The sequence below is a fragment of the Bradyrhizobium sp. Pha-3 genome (genome assembly GCF_042258615.1).
Lineage (GTDB): Bacteria > Pseudomonadota > Alphaproteobacteria > Rhizobiales > Xanthobacteraceae > Bradyrhizobium.
Window position 1 is genome coordinate 2971726 of sequence record NZ_CP170152.1, and the last position, 15182, is coordinate 2986907.

Annotated in this window: 13 protein-coding genes and 2 pseudogenes; 3 read left to right on the top strand and 12 right to left on the bottom strand. The window is 59.4% G+C overall.

Going from position 1 to position 15182, the window contains the following annotated elements; all coding sequences use genetic code 11:
- Nucleotides 1-74 precede the first annotated feature (74 nt).
- The 4 genes from ACE10Z_RS13900 to ACE10Z_RS13915 all read right to left on the bottom strand — a co-directional run bounded on the left by ACE10Z_RS13900 (nt 75) and on the right by ACE10Z_RS13915 (nt 4069).
- Nucleotides 75-329: a hypothetical protein gene (locus tag ACE10Z_RS13900; RefSeq protein WP_375788405.1), complete on the bottom strand. Its 255-nt coding sequence runs from the start codon at nt 327-329 to the stop codon at nt 75-77.
- A gap of 194 nt (nt 330-523) precedes the next feature.
- On the bottom strand, nt 524-2203 hold the full coding sequence (locus ACE10Z_RS13905) for an arylsulfatase (protein ID WP_375788406.1): 1680 nt from the start codon (nt 2201-2203) through the stop codon (nt 524-526).
- A gap of 186 nt (nt 2204-2389) precedes the next feature.
- Complete coding sequence (locus ACE10Z_RS13910; protein ID WP_375788407.1) at nt 2390-3337, bottom strand: helix-turn-helix domain-containing protein; 948 nt, start codon at nt 3335-3337, stop codon at nt 2390-2392.
- 402 nt (nt 3338-3739) lie between these two features.
- Complete coding sequence (locus tag ACE10Z_RS13915) at nt 3740-4069, bottom strand: hypothetical protein (RefSeq protein WP_375788408.1); 330 nt, start codon at nt 4067-4069, stop codon at nt 3740-3742.
- 126 nt (nt 4070-4195) lie between these two features.
- Between ACE10Z_RS13915 and ACE10Z_RS13920 the strand changes: the two genes are divergently transcribed.
- Complete coding sequence (locus ACE10Z_RS13920) at nt 4196-4378, top strand: hypothetical protein (protein WP_375788409.1); 183 nt, start codon at nt 4196-4198, stop codon at nt 4376-4378.
- A gap of 736 nt (nt 4379-5114) precedes the next feature.
- Here the strand turns inward: ACE10Z_RS13920 and ACE10Z_RS13925 are convergent.
- From ACE10Z_RS13925 to ACE10Z_RS13955, 7 genes and pseudogenes are all read right to left on the bottom strand, one after another.
- Complete coding sequence (locus ACE10Z_RS13925; protein WP_375788410.1) at nt 5115-6122, bottom strand: helix-turn-helix domain-containing protein; 1008 nt, start codon at nt 6120-6122, stop codon at nt 5115-5117.
- A 95-nt stretch (nt 6123-6217) separates the two neighbouring features.
- Complete coding sequence (locus ACE10Z_RS13930; RefSeq protein WP_375788411.1) at nt 6218-6586, bottom strand: response regulator transcription factor; 369 nt, start codon at nt 6584-6586, stop codon at nt 6218-6220.
- 400 nt (nt 6587-6986) lie between these two features.
- A complete protein-coding gene (locus ACE10Z_RS13935; protein ID WP_375788412.1) occupies nt 6987-7616 on the bottom strand; it encodes a response regulator in 630 nt (209 codons plus the stop codon).
- Nucleotides 7613-9421, bottom strand: a complete 1809-nt coding sequence (locus tag ACE10Z_RS13940; RefSeq protein WP_375788413.1) for a histidine kinase — start codon at nt 9419-9421, stop codon at nt 7613-7615. The genes ACE10Z_RS13935 and ACE10Z_RS13940 overlap by 4 nt, the downstream gene beginning before the upstream one ends.
- 307 nt (nt 9422-9728) lie before the next feature.
- Nucleotides 9729-9818 (bottom strand): annotated as a pseudogene (locus ACE10Z_RS13945) (transposase); the annotation flags it as partial.
- 167 nt (nt 9819-9985) lie between these two features.
- On the bottom strand, nt 9986-10123 hold the full coding sequence (locus tag ACE10Z_RS13950; RefSeq protein WP_375788414.1) for a hypothetical protein: 138 nt from the start codon (nt 10121-10123) through the stop codon (nt 9986-9988).
- Between the two features lie 110 nt (nt 10124-10233).
- Nucleotides 10234-10557 carry a hypothetical protein gene (locus ACE10Z_RS13955; protein ID WP_375788415.1) on the bottom strand — a complete coding sequence of 108 codons (324 nt, stop codon included), beginning with the start codon at nt 10555-10557 and terminating at the stop codon, nt 10234-10236.
- 393 nt (nt 10558-10950) lie between these two features.
- Here ACE10Z_RS13955 and ACE10Z_RS13960 point away from each other — a divergent pair.
- Nucleotides 10951-11475: pseudogene (locus ACE10Z_RS13960) on the top strand (S-adenosyl-l-methionine hydroxide adenosyltransferase family protein).
- Nucleotides 11476-12463: 988 nt separating this feature from the next.
- Entirely contained in the window at nt 12464-13543 is a 1080-nt protein-coding gene (locus ACE10Z_RS13965) for a glycosyltransferase family 2 protein (protein ID WP_375788416.1), read from the top strand.
- Here the strand turns inward: ACE10Z_RS13965 and ACE10Z_RS13970 are convergent.
- Nucleotides 13491-14909 carry a hypothetical protein gene (locus ACE10Z_RS13970; RefSeq protein WP_375788417.1) on the bottom strand — a complete coding sequence of 473 codons (1419 nt, stop codon included), beginning with the start codon at nt 14907-14909 and terminating at the stop codon, nt 13491-13493. The genes ACE10Z_RS13965 and ACE10Z_RS13970 overlap by 53 nt on opposite strands.
- Nucleotides 14910-15182 lie beyond the last annotated feature (273 nt).

Consider the following 15182-nt stretch of genomic DNA (forward strand, 5'->3'; position numbering starts at 1 on the left):
TCGATAGCTTGTCGCTCCTGTCAGCCCGGCCCTTGTTGCGCGCCACTGTTTCTATCCGCAAATTGCTGAGCTGCTCAACGGAAGGTTGGTCGAAGCAGCCCATTCGGGCTATGCACTTTCGGCAAATCTCCAAGGTCCTGGCGACGCGTCAGGACATCGCAATCCATCGATCGGGAGTGTTCATCTGCTAATTTGTTCGACGGAGGATTTCTGAGCTTCTCCACGGCTTGCTCGACCGTGAGCGAGCCGGGTCCGGCGACGAGATCGCGCTGGTCGTCGCCATCGAGGTGAACCCTGAAATTCTTGTCCACCGCATCATAGTCCTGCAACAACCTGTTCTTGATATCGGGTTCGCCGGCAGCGGCGATAGTGCTTCTTCGAAACGAACCATGACAGCGGCGTGATGGTGTATTGCTTTGGGATTGTCGTCCGTTTCATTGGCGGCGAGGCAAGAAGCGGAAGTGCGCATGCGCAGCGGCGGATCGCGCCAACGACCCGCCGCTACCGGCGCTGCGTGCCGCGACTAGCCGCCGCCGCCCTTGACTCGTGGCGGATTCTTCATATCCAGCAGCGGCACAGGGTTGTTGGGCTCCTGGAGGTTGGGCCTCCAGTCGTTCGAGGCTCCTCCGGGCGTCCGCTTGATGCTCGGATACTCAACAATCGACTTGTTGAACTCCATCACGACAGGAACAATCAGTGCCAAGATCCAGCCGTTGTCCTGCCCCGCATACTTGCCGGGCGAGGTCTGGGCCAGGCGCGCGGCGACCGCGCCATTGAAGACCATGTCGTATTTCTCGAACGGGTCCATGGTGAGATTGTAGACCGCGCCGATTGAGCCGAGGTTTTGCTCGGAACCGAGCCAGGTGTCCTTAGCCGTCCACAGGTATTTCCACGCGATGCTCAGATCTGGATTGCTTGGATCACCGCCGACGTCCACGCGCGCTCCCATGAAATTTTCGCCATCGACGTAGATCCACGATCTCCGGGCAGAATGCTTTGCCTGGCCGAGGATGTAAGCACTGTTGTCGATGCTGTCGAAGTAGATCGGCTTGCCGTTATTGTCTGTCCACGCGCCCTGTGGCGGCGGGGTGAGCCCGACCATCTTGGCCAGCGTCGACCAGCAGTCGATATGCGACATCATTTCGTCGTACCTCGCGCCGGCAGGGACGTGTGCGGGCCACCACATCAAGCCCGGCACGCGCCACCCGCCTTCAAACGCTGTACCTTTTTCGCCACGGAACGGCGTGGTGCCAGCGTCAGGATAGGCGTCCTGCCAAGCACCGTTGTCCGCCGTCACGATGACGATTGTGTCGGGTGCCTCCGCGCGAATGGCATCCATGATCCGGCCAATGTCGTCATCAAGCTCCAAGAGCGCATCCGAGTAGTCGCCAAGACGCGACTTCCCAGCGAACTTTGCCGCGGGATTGGTCGGGTTGTGCATCTTCATAAAGTTGACGTCCATGAAGAATGGCTTGGCGTCTCTCGCGTGCTTCTTGATGTAGTCAATGGCGGAGTCGGCTTGCCGAGTATCGAAAGTCGTCAGATAGTCATAGGTGATTTCCGAAACTTTCTTCGCTGGTTGACCGGCAACTCCCTCCCATTCGTACATGTTCACGACGTCGAAATAGGCATTCTTGAACTCTGGATTGTACGAGGGGAACCACGGATGGAAGTACCGAGAGGTGTCGCTATAGGTGTAGACGCCCGGATAGTATGCGGCAAACTCCTTCATCTCGTCGAAGCCGTGCTCGATCGGGTAGGCCGCAGCCTTGTCGCCGAGATGCCATTTGCCGGAAAAATACGTCGAATAGCCGTTCTTCTGGAAGAATTCGGCGATGGTGGGCGTTTCCTTCTTCAGCGCATTTTCGTCACCCGGGGCCACCACGATCGAGAGCGCGGATCGAATCGGGATGCGCCCAGTTATGAACGAGGCGCGGCCCGCCGTGCAGCTCGCCTGACCGTACCAGTTAGTGAACACCGCGCCTTCCTTGGCGATCCGGTCGATGTTCGGAGTCGGGTGGCCGAGGGCCGCGCCGCCTCCTGAATAGGCACCGAAGTCGTTCCATCCGGTGTCATCGGTCATGAGCATGACGATGTTGGGCTTCTTCTGCGCGGCCGCCGGAACGCTTGCCACCATCAAGGCGGCGAACGATGCCAACAGGCTGGTCCAGGTGCTTCTCCCTATCCGTTTACTGATCTTCATGATTCCAGATCCTCCGTTGCGAGTTCTGACCGGTAATGGGCAGCGTTTTCGGATTGCCTATGCGGAGCGCGGCAAGAGGTCGTGGCTCTTCGCCGCCGGCCACCACCAGGCCGTCCGCTCCGTTGTCGATCCGGCGATTTTCCAGTGGTTGCTCTGCATGCGCTATGCGCTTTCGGCAACTTGCGCCTATGTTTGCGGATCACGTTGCAGTGTGGCTGACGGCGATTCACCGAAGGTGGTGCGGTACGTCACCGCAAAGCGCCCAAGCTCAAGGAAGCGATGACTTCGGGCGACCTCCGCGACGCTCGCTGTGGCAGGATCGGCACGCCGCAGCGCCGAGCGAGCTTGGTTCAATCGTTGCAACAAGAGATAGCGCGTGGGGCTTACGCCGAGGAAGTCGGCGCAACACATCCGTAGCGTTCGTGCCGGCACGCCGAGTTCCGCACAAAGCGCGGGCATGCTGAGTTTTTGGTCAATGTGTTTGTCTAGCGCTTCTTCGAAACGAACCATGACAGCGGCGTGATGGTGTCTTGTTTTGGCATTGCCGTACGTCTCGTTGGCGACCAGGCAATTGATGATCGCGTGAAGCATTTCCTGCTCCAGCGCTCTTGCGACCTCCGGGCGCTCGATCAATTTTTGTCTGGCTTCCGCAAGATGGCAGGCCTGCGCAAAAAGGCGCTGGAATCTTGATATCTCCGCGCGCGCAGGGCGGAGTATTCTGCTTGCTTGCGGCGGCGCGATCGCCTGGCCGGTCAATGCCTTGCCGCAACTCGCGAATTGCTCGGGCGATAGCGATATCAACCCCCATTGGCATGCTTCGTTAGATCGTTGATGCGTGCGCTGGCCGCGACCGTGCAAAACGATGTCGTCGTTTCGCAACGCAAATCCGTCGGAGATCAGAGATACCGTACCGACCGGAAACGAGAGGAACATCTGCTCGGGGGGCAGTGAGATATAAGCAATGCGCGGGAGGCTTTCGCAACACCGATAGATTTCCAGATCTGTCAACTTCAGCCGTGTCAGCCGTGCTTTGAAATCTCCGGCACCCGTTATCGTGAGATTGACACGTGCATCGCCGAATCCGGCGGCGTAACCATCAGGATCGCTGAACGAAAGTGTGCCGTTTTCTGCCATATGCCCCGTCCCGTCGGACCGGCGGACAGTTCTTGCGACTTGTTGAAGCTATTGGTCTCACCGCGGCAGGCAGCATCAAGCAATTGGCCGCTTTCGACTATGCGGGTTCGGAAGATCGACAGGTGGCGGGGGCGTCCGACGAATATGCAATTCCGGCAAGACGGCAGGCGATCTTGACCTTGTGCCGCTATCAATTGAAAGACTGCCTGACAGCCCGGATACCGTATTCCGAGTCGGGCCGACGATAATCCGGGAAGCGCGGCCGCAGCCGCTATGCAATAATGGCAAGGACGGCGAGTCTGTTGAGGATATTTGCCGAGGCACGAGGGCGCCCGGCGCTGAAATTCTGCTGACGCTGCTGATCCGCGCCGACGAGGTGATCGAATAGGTCCTCTGCAAGCGCTATCGAAGTCGTTCCACTTGCGCCTCCATGTCAGGAAAGCGGCTTATCCGATATGTCGCGTTGCTACATTTGAGAACCCAGACTTCGTGATCCGGCTTCGATCGCTTCGCGTCCCTCACAGCGCTGAGTGGTTTGTCACAGGAAACGCCTTGCATGCGAATCTGTGCAGCCAGCATGTCCTTCGGCGTTTCGCCCGCGGCCTGTGCAGGCGATCCGATCAGGCCACCGGCAACAATCAGAATGGAAACGATGGAGAGGAAGCTCACGCTAGGAGCCAGAAGAACAGGAGTCAAAACAGCAAGGCTCTGGAGATGTTGACGGGCTTTCATGGGACGCCTCCAACGTCAGACGATTTCGAACAAAGCGTCTTCGAACGAAGAATGCCGTGCGCTTTCCGGACTGGCGCAACGACGATACTTGTTTGTTCAGCTTCTTTGCGAGCTGTTGGCCCTGGTATGAGCGTGCATGCCGGTGGCAAGACAACGATCGCGTTCTTCCGCCATTGGCTCGCGGGCACCGTGCTTCTGGAAATGTATGAAGGTGACATCCGTCTTGTCATCGATCACGGTGCCTCGGGAGCACCGGTCATCGATTGCGGCGGTCGCGTTGCGGCGGCTATCAGCAACGTGTTTACTTAAAGTTTGGAGTGGGCATCCCGCCGAATACGAATTTCGACGGCTTGGGGAACCTCCAACGTTGTCTCGGTGCCGGTTCACGGACTGAAGGACCTTCCTCAGCTCCGCTAGGGGCCGAAAGCTCGCGCTACACTCTCTTTAGCCATACTGTATCACGACTAGGAATTGTTTAGGGCGACCGCGAGCAGCTACCCTATCGGGCTGCGCCAGGTTGAGTAGGTGGGCCAGGATAATCAGATCGCAGGTTGTTCGGGTCATTTCGGTCGAACAAATCCTGCCTGAATGCGAAAGGGATCTTGCCGCTACCAGCTGGTGCTGGAATTTTCCACGCATCCTGAGCTGGCGCATGCGTCGTACGCGTTGCCTGCGCCGATGCGGATACGGTCATTGCCAAGGCCGCTGCGGCGACGGCAAGGACGCAGAACGGTTTAAGGAACATGGCAACCCCTCCATAGGGTGCGGGCGGCCGTCGACAAGCTTTGCCAAGTTCAAGCCAAGCCAAGTTATGTCAACTTCGCAGCCACTGACTATGCAGATTCGGCGGCTCTCAACGGCAAAGCCGCAGGTGGTCTGCGAGTTCGAGCGGGGCTCGCTCCATGTGGTCGGCTATGTGGAGCGTGCGCAGTTCTAACATTAACGCGGATCCTGGACGAACAACCGATTTACAGGGTTCTTCAAACGCCATTGATAGCCTCGCACAAGGCCGGCAACCATTCGCCAGTGAGCCTTAGACGCGCCGTCAGTGGAACGACCAAGCATTGGTATCGAGTGGTGATGTACGATTGAGATAGATTGCGGTTTGCTGCTGGGGCCGGCGCAAGGTCTCCGAGGGACACTCCCCAAAAAGCTGCCTGTAAACAACCGAAAAACGGCCAAGCTCCCAGAAGCCGTGGTCGGTGACAAGGCGGGTGACGGTTGTATCGCGGACATCTGCTTTCAACAGCGCTCGTCGCACGAGATGCAGTCGGCGCAAAGTCAGATAACGGATCGGTCCCATACCGAGATGCTCTTTGCAGGAAGCCCGGAGTGTTCGTTCCGCAACCGCGATGCCTGCGCAAATTTCGGTCAGATAGAGCGGCCGGTCACGATTTGCCGCCAAGAATTCCCCGAACAGCCGCATAATGACATCGTGGCGCCATGCACCCTTTGTCATTTCAGCGCCGGCGCCTTCGGCGAGGCACCGTACCATCGCGTGGATTAGCTGCTGTTCCAGCGCGCGACGTACCCCCGGTTGCTCGAGTATGTCCGGCGTATCATGGGCGAGCTGTCCGACACTTCTGTGCAGGCTCAGGAGTCGGTGCATCAGCGCAGCGGGTGGGCGGATAACCGGCTTCTGCGACATCTTTGGTAGCTCACGACCGATTATGGCCTTGGCAGCAATAACCAGCCCATCAAGCGGAAGAGACAGCGTGCCATAACGGAAGTTAGCTTCAGATCGTTGGTGTACGACATCGGATCTGTTCAAGACGATGTCACCGGGGAGGACCTCCAAGCCGCAGTGCAGCAACGGCGCTGAATCAGGTTCGGTAAGAAAGCCAATCGATCTACGACCGCGCTTCACAGCGACCGTACTAATCTCTGGGAGGGATATGTGAACTCGATGCATCAAGAGCCCGTTCATGCCAATTTGCGTAATCTTGGCATGAAAATTTCCCTTCGTTGTGGGAAATAGCTCGACATCGGCAGTCCCAATAGCCGCTTCGCAGGCCAGCGGATCCGCAAAGCTTAAAACTCTACGCAAGAACACTGCCGTCTCCTCCAGTACAGAATCAAAATCAGACCTGAAGTGCTAATTGAATGCTCAATCCCTTCGTCCGCCCGGTTCGAATGTGTCTCGATGGCTTATCGCCCGCGCTTCAGCACGTCTTGCGCAGAAGCAGACACATAGCTGCCGCCATCAAGAACGGCTTGAACCGCATTCGCCAATTCATCGCCGGCGTCGGCCTTGACCACGTATCCGCGTGCTCCTTGTGCCATGGCTTGTCTGATAACGGCCGGCTCGACCCGAACTGAAACGAAAATAATGCGAGCTTCGGGATGCGCGGCGAGGATGTCCCGGGCCGCTGCCAGTCCGCTGTTGCCTGGCATGGTGATGTCAGTGATGACGATGTCAGGCATCTCTAACCCAACAGCCACCATCAACGATTGTGCATCCTGTACGACCTGAACGTCGCAATCGGAGCTGATCAGCGCGCGGAGTTGCTGAGCCATCGCAGGATGATCCTCGGCCAGGACGACGCGTATCCGTGTCACATAGCTGTCTTTCTCAAACGATGGTCAGCCAACTCGGTTACCCTTGTCGCATTTGCACTCCCTTAGTCTCCCTCTTGGGTGTGGTTCAGAGTACGACTGCAATGGCCTGCGCTGACACCATCAGGGCCGCTGCGGTGTAGAAGACGACGCAAACGCTCACGGAAGGGGTGGGAAAGGTAATGGCTCTTGACATTGAGCACCCTCTGCGTCCGCCAGCGAGTGATTATAGGGGACCGTGGTGGCCCCTACGGCCGCGCGATGAGACTACGCGCGCAACTAATCAGTGCATCGGGGAAGGCCCCGGTCTGTCAGGCGTGGGAATCACGGGGGCCACCAACCGGATTTCCCCGATGTCGGACTACTCGGAAACGAGCCCCAGCTTGAGAGCAAGTTTTATGAGATCGGCAGTGCTATTCGCGTCGAGGGTATGGAGCAATTGCGACTTGTGGTCTTCAACAGTCCTTATGGAGATGTGCAGCTCCGCCGCAATTGCCTTCATGCGCTTGCCTTGCGCAATGAGTTGAAGGACCTCTCGCTGGCGCTGCGTCAAGTGGCTTGCTTCCTTACCCTCGGGCTGCGAAATTGCCCGTAGAACGTCTTTGGTGACGTGCGGAGTCAGATATACGCGGCCGGCCATGACAGCCCGGATCGCTTCAAAAAGCTCCTCGCCTGCTGCGGCTTTGAGAAGATATCCGCTCGCGCCTGCGCGCAGCGCTTCCGCGGCGACTTGCGGCTCAGTATGGACTGTCAAAAATATGAAGCGGGACCGCGAGCCCGCCGCTTTGAGCTCGCGCATGGCGTCGAGGCCGCTCAGTACAGGCATCGTAATATCTGATACAACGATGTCAGGCTGAAGTCGCCGCACAGCATCGACGAGTTGTCGACCATCCGTAACTTGCGCTATCAAATCGGCCACATCGCCGATCAAACGACCGAGTCCTTCGGCAACCATCAGATGGTCGTCCGCGAGAATAATCTGAGGTCTCAATGTCTGTCTCCCGGTCCGTCTTCCGTCGGGATGGTCACGGTAGCGACTGTGCCTGCATTGGGCGACGACGTCACCTCAAGACGGCCTCCCAGCATTCTGACGCGTTCACGCATGCTCAGAAGACCTATCCCACGTTGGTCGATCGCGCCGTTCGTTTTGAACCCAAGCCCGTCGTCGGATATGCTCATCACAACATGACCGTTGAAGCGCGCGAGCGAGATGCGCCCTGTCTTGGCATGGGCATGCTTGGCGATGTTGCGAAGCGCTTCCTGTGCGACCCGGTAAAGACAGAGTTTGACGTCGTCCTTGACTTCCAACCATCGATCAGGCACTTCGAGCCACATCTGAGTGCCTGACGTGGCGCTTATTTCATCGCATCGCTCGCGCAAAGCCTCAGGCAATGCAACGTGATCGAGCACGCCTTGATGCAACTCGTGCGACAAGTCTCGCAAGTCTCCGGCCAGATTTACCGTCTGCTGCTGAAGCCGGGACAATTCGCGCCTTACGGCCTCCTCAGAATCCGGCACGCGGCCCTTCAGACCGCTTAGTCCGATGGAGAGCGATGCAACGCGCTGCCCGACGTCATCGTGCAGTTCCCTAGCGATACGGGCCCGTTCCTCCTCCTGTGCGTTGATGAGTCGCCCGGCCAGTTGCCGAACTTGTTCGTAGCTAAAGCGAAGGGCGCTCTCCTTGCTTCGAAGGTCGATCTCCGCCGCTTGGCGGCGGGCTCGTTGCAGGAAAAGACCCACAATAAGGAGGGCTTGAAATAGAATAAAGGAAACCGCTCCGATCAGATACCAGCGATATTGCTCCAATATGGTGGGCTCCCGGTACCCAACCACGCTGCCGGCGGGCAATCGGTTCTCACTTATGTCCCATCTCTGCAGTTCCCTCCAGTCGTACATTGGTGCCCCGAACACCACAGGGGGAGGCTTTATGCCGCCGGGCGCCTCCCCCCCCAAGATACGCAGGGCTGCCGCCGCCGCCTCCTGGCCGAGAAACTGTGTTTGCATCAAAGGGCCGCCGACAATGCCTCGGCCCAGCTCGTAATCGCCCATGCCGAAAATGGGGACGGCGGCAACTTCGCGCATTTTTTCGAGCGCGCGGTCTTGCGAGTAAGGGACGCCTGCTGCGTCTTCCGAGAGTAGGAACCAAAAGATCGCAGAGGACGGCGGCATCGCAGCAGCGCGGTCGAGCATTTCGCTGAACGTCAAATCATTTAACCATTCAATTTTCACTCGATCGGCTAGTCGCTGAAAATCACGTTGAAGTTCGGTGGTCCAGTATCTTTCAACGGGCGAATCTCCAACAACGACGGCGATATCTGTTGTTTCAGGTCGTAGGCGCAGAACGTTCTCAAGATAGGCGGGAAGGTCGAGGTCCAGCAGAACGCCCGTATCTCTTTCGGTCAGAGTAGCGTCGGGTATGCGACGCGTGTCCGCTCCAACGATTAGCATCGGCGTCATCGGAAACAGCTCCTGCCGATGGCGCTGCATGAAGAATGCAGCCGGCGCTCCTACTGGCACGATCAGGTCGGGCCTATGTCCCGAAAGGAGAGTTCGAATATATTCAATGAACGGAGCCTCGTCCTCGGGACTGCGAATCTTCTTCGCAGTGTCCAGCGAGACCTCGAAGAGATCGATCGGATCTGAGGATGTCTTGATCAGCTCCGCACGGAAGCTTCCGGCCATGTCGCTCCACGGCGAGAAGGGATGACCGAACGCGTGCAACAGCAACACGCGCCGCGGCTCGGAAGCCAAAGCGTGGTTACTCAGTCCGAACATTAGAAGGAGGAGGCCCGCCACGGCGGCTCCCACGCGTCTCATCCTTTGTAATCCTCTCGCGATACTGCCGGGTACTAGGGAACTCGGGTCACAGCAGGATCGGGATGGATTGCGCCGTTTTAGTCGAGGACTTGCTCTTGAACTTGGGGCGACGAACGTCAGGAGAAGGCGCTTCGGATCGCAAAAGTGGAGCTTAGTAGTAATGGCTGCAACTGAATTCCCAGTTGTATTTTAGTTTTCCCAATACTTCTGATCAATGTATTTATTTCGACAATGGCATGTTGCATCGCAACATCGCGCGCGATGTCAACGGACTACCGTTGTCCCTAATTACGCCGTCAAGATCTTCGAGCGCAAGCGCGAGCTGATCCGGATCGAGGCGCTCGGAGCGGCGGCCGAACTGCGTGCGCTGCAATTGCTTGATAAGCGATTTGAGGCGCTCAATCGCGCTGTTGCGATGTTCGATTCCGCCGACAATATCGCGAACCGTGCGATGCAGAAGTGCTGTATCTGTCGGAGATCGTCGAGGTCGAGCTGTATGTCCGAGTCTTGTCGAACACGCTGATTCGAAGAAGCAGCTTCACCTTATTTCATCGGGATTTTGGCGGTTAAGCCGGCAAGAGCTGGCTTCCACACACGTTCTGGCGCGCGCCAGTCGATGCCCTCGATCAGCATCGCAAGTTGTGCCGGTGTCAGCCTGATCGAACCGTCGTAACCTGGCATCACCGGCCAAACGAAGCGCCCCTGGTCGATCCGTTGCCGATCTGTTGGAAACGGAACTGCCGCGCCTAGCCTACCAAAACGGCGAGCGTATCGAAGCTCCTGCCGAACACCTAAGGCAGATGTGCGGCTTTACGCGCAGCTGCAATCCAGTCCGTGACATCGTCCGAGTTCAAGATCGCAACTTCCCAAGCACTCTTGGCGGCCGCCAACCGCGCGCCGAACTCGCCGAACGCGAGTTGACCGCCTTTGCCGCATGCATGATCGATCTCGAGTTGGATCTTGAGAAATTCCTCGGCCGCCTTGCGCACCTTGCCGATAGCATGCAATCGCTCCGAGATCGACCGGTCGCGTTGGGTCGTCTTCGGCGCTGCCTTTTTTGGGGCCGGCTTGCGCTTCTTCGCGGACTTGGCGGCCTTCTTCGTCTTCTTGACCACCGACCTCTCCTAACGTTCGGCCGGCCAGGCTACAGGTCACTTTTCAGCGGGCAACCTACGGATGGTGCGGTTCGCCCGCGCATGCCGGCCTCGGGCCTCCAAGGGGCCGCACTTGCCATTTACATCGGCGGAGGGTTGTGTCCGCCGAGAGTGCAGGGGCACGCTTGAGAATAGGTGGAAATCCGACGCAGCAAGCGCAACACAATGAAATCGGAAATTTTCAACTAACCCACTGATATCATTGCCGCGCCATGGCCGCTGAAGATGCGCACTATTGTTTCGCCGTCGCGCTATGATGCTCGAGCCCATTGCGGCAGGACGCACGGAGGTTAGCTGGCAACTTTGATTGTGCTGTTCACGGACTTCGGGTTGCTCGGCCCGTATGTGGGTCAGATGAAGGCGGTGCTGGACCAGATGGCGCCGGGCACATCCATTATTGACCTGTTTGCTGATGCGCCGGTTGGTAATCCCAAGGCTTCGGCCTACCTGCTGGCGGCCTATGCCGCATGATTTCCGGCGGGTACCGTTTTTCTTGGCGTGGTCGATCCCGGCGTCGGCGGGGCACGCCCGCCTGTCATCGTCGAGGCCGACGGCCGCTGGTATGTCGGCCCGGGCAACGGATTGTTCGAACTGGTCCAGCGCCGTGCCGGACAGACGCGGAGCTGGCACATCGACTGGAAGCCGGAGCGCCTCTCGGCCAGTCTTCACGGTCGCGATCTCTTCGCACCGGTTGCAGCCAGGCTGGCGCGCGGGGAGCCGCCTCAGGGCCAGCCATGTCAGGATGACGCGAATCGCCACCCGGATTGGCCGGACGACCTCTGCGAGATCGTGTACGTCGATCATTTCGGCAACGCCATGACCCGGCTCCGATCTACGCCTCGCTGGTCAAGGTCGAAGGCGACGAGGATTTCACCCTGATCTGGTCGCGCCGCAGCGGCGACTGATCCAATCGGATCATCGGTCCCGCTCCTCCGAGGCGGGGCCTTTTTTTCGTTGCTTGCGCCGCTTTGAGAGGGAGGAGGAGCGCCTTTGCGTTCGGAAGAGGGGCTTCGCCGCCTGCAAAATGCGATCAATTGGACGGATTTTGAGCCGGTATTTTGGGCTGAGCGATCGGAATATTGCGTCGGATCTGACTCGGATTTTCGATCTCAGGAGGTGATATTTCGTCAGCTTGCAGGAGCGACGACGGCCCCTTGCTGCAGCGAAATTGTGCCGTTGATGGGCGCGGAAACCGGCACGGCGCACCGGGATTTTCGCGGCCTGCGACGCCACGTGGTGTCGATGCAAGGACCTTGTCACGGCGGAGAGAGGAAGCTTGAGCGAAGTGAGCGTGAAGAGGGGGAGAGCGCAAGATAAAAGCACTGACGCTCGACGAGCTCCAGGTCATTGTCTGCACGTCACAGTTTTGGCGCCCTCGATATCGGCGGTGTCGCTACCCCTCCTCTAACGCAATGATAGGGCTGATTGGTTGCGTCTGTATCTTGGCATGCGGGTGCCGCTCTACATCTTCGCGGGCCACGGCATGCAGGTACGAGGACCATGCAAGAGTTCGACAACGAATTCGACGTGCAGCGCAGACGGATCCGTGATCGAAGGGACTGGAAGACCCTGGCGCCCCTGGCGCGCGTTCTCGTAGCTCGGTGTGTGTGCGACGGCCCCCGAACACTCCAACGCACCCAGAGTGCGTTCCGGCGTCGCGCGAGCATCTGCTCGGGGGCGGAGCATCTGCCTGGGAGCCGCGGGAGGATCGCGTGGCAAACCCCTCGGGGGATCATCGCACGCCGCAATGAATTTGGCAGGCGACGGAACGATCAGCGGATGCTGGTGTTGATTTGCAAGTCCCCATGACTCATACGGTGGATCCGGGCGAACTGGATGAGCAGACTGCAGGCCTTATGGTCAGGCCATGAAGCAACACAGCGTGGCGGTAATCCTTCCTTGTCGCAATGAAGAGGCGGCCGTTGGCGCCACGGTAACAGCATTCCGTGCGGCTTTGCCTGACGCCGTCATTTATGTCTACGATAACAATTCGACTGATAGCACTGTGAATGTAGCTCGCGCTGCTGGCGCGATAGTTCGAACAGAACTGACGCCAGGAAAGGGCAATGTCGTCCGCCGGATGTTTGCAGACATTGATGCCGACGTCTATGTGATGGCCGACGGCGACGCGACCTATGACGCAGCGGCTGCTCCGACGATGGTACGGGAGTTGATCGAAAGTCGGCTAGACATGGTGGTAGGGGCACGAAGTTCGATCGCGAAGACCGCGTATCGGCCAGGCCATCGCCTCGGCAATGCGATCCTCACTGGAATGTTGTCGCGTATCTTCGGTCGCTCGTTCAACGATGTCCTGTCGGGTTACCGCGTATTCTCGCGCCGGTTCGTAAAAAGCTTCCCAGCTCTCTCGGAGGGTTTTGAGGCAGAGACGGAGATGAGCATCCATGCTCTGGAGTTGCACATGCCGGTGGCCGAGGTCGTGACTGATTACAAAGTACGGCCGGAAGGTTCGACGTCCAAGCTCTCCACATTCCGCGACGGTTGGCGCATCTTGTTAACAATCCTGACGCTGTTTCGAATCGAAGAGCCGATGTTCTTCTTCGGTACAGCCGGCGCGGTGCTCGGATTCGTTTCGATCGTGATCGCGGTGCCTGTTGCCGTCACGTATGCTGAGATCGGCTTGGTGCCGCGTTTGCCCACCGCGGTTCTTTCGACAGGACTGATGATACTCGCCTTCCTTAGCTTCTTCACTGGAATGATTCTCGACACCGTCGTGCGTGGCCGCCGCGAGTTGCGGCGGCTTGCTTATTTGGCCCTGCGCCCTCCGGGGCGAGAGACGTCATTCGATCTGTCCCGATCGGCGTCCCGTCAGGACCCGTCCCACGCAGGCGATGCGCCCGGGTCTTCCGCGCACACGAGACTCGCGAGTGGCGCAACTAGTCCCTCCGCCGGCATGCGGCCAGTTCGACGGCGCAAAGGGACAGCATGAGACTCACCATCGGCACTGCGGGAACCAAATATCGCCAGACATCGAGGGTGTGGGCGCCGGCGGCGGTCATGATCGAAGCCGCCCACATCACAACCACGATCCCTGCGCGCGCCGAGAACTCGGGGCGCCGACGCCACACGGCGGTCACCGCCCAAAATATGACGGCGATAACGAAGGCGGTGGATAACGCCTTGAACAGATAGGCGGAGATGCCAGGGAGGTCGGACAATAGGCCGATCCGAACTGGTGCGCCTTGCCGATCGATGGGCTGAGCCGCCCGGCCGTGCCGCGTTATGATGTCGGACACGAGCGGCACGTCGTCGGTCGACACCGGTATGGCGGGCTCGAGTCCGTAGGGCGGCCATGCGACCGACGCTCCATAGGCCATCTGATGGACGAATTTGCCAGCGTAGGCCAGCGGCCGATCGCGCACGGCGGCTAGGAAAATGCTGCGATAGGCTGAGGCCGCGCCGACAGCACTCCCGGTATCGTCGGCGACGTCTCGATCCAGTGCAGCGTCGAAGAGGCACGCGTCGCCGAAGAACCCGAGCACGGGCCAGCGACCCGGCTCCGCAGCGAAGTCGGCGGCAAGCCGTGCCATCGTGGCGTCGGCGCGGTCGCCGGCCGCCGACACTATCTCGCGTCGCGCTGCATCGCTTGCAAGTACGATGTTCAGGTGATTGCAGAACAGTGTCTTGGGGAGGAACACAGTGGACGACTGGTCGGAGTCGGAAGCCCCGAACCGGGAACCGGCGGCGAGGAGGGCCAGCGCCGCCGCGACGGACAGGGCGATCACGGCAAGGCGCGCGGGCGTGTCTGGCCGGGCGACGCAAGCACCCACCAGGACGACGGCGATTGGGACCAGCATTCCCTGCGACCTGAGGCACGCCGCGACTGCTGCACACAGGACGGCGGCTGCGACCGCGCAGCACCGCGCCGTTCTGCCGGCGCAGGTGGCAACGAGCAATCCAGCCGTTGCCAGATTGACGAACACCGCAAAGAGAAGGTCTGCGGTGAGGACGTGCCTGAACAGCAGCAGGCCCGGATACAAAGCCACAAGGATGATCGGCACGAGCCCAGCGGCATTGCGCGTCGCCGTCTGGGCGGTTGCTGCAAGTGCCAACATCAGGACGGCCCACGCCGCCTGCTGCAGCCGCACCACCGTACTGAGGTCACCTCCGAACGCGAACGTCACGGCCAGGAGCGCCGGGTAACCCGGATCGCGCCCACCCGCCACGGTCGGCTTTCCGGTCTCGAGCGTAAGAAGCGCAGATTCAACGAAGGGCGGCGTGTCGCCCCAGATAACCGGGACCGTCGGCCTGAACGACACGACGATCGCCACCAGCAGCGCGGTCCACGCCAGCACGGCCCATGGCCACGGCCACCCGACGCCGCCCAGAGAGGCGGCTCCGCCCATTGTACGCGCTGGAGCATCGCGGTCGGACCGCAAGATCGCCGTCCACTCGGGAGTTCGAACGCTGCCCCAGCTTCATGCTAGACCAAAACGCTCTACGGGACCATCGGAGAGCACAGTGTGCTCCCGTCAGCGGACGAGGCGCATTTTGACTTCGAACGCCGGCTTCACTTCCGGACTTCCAAGAGCCAGGCGAGCGGGGGCATCGGTCGCGCCGCTTCAAGG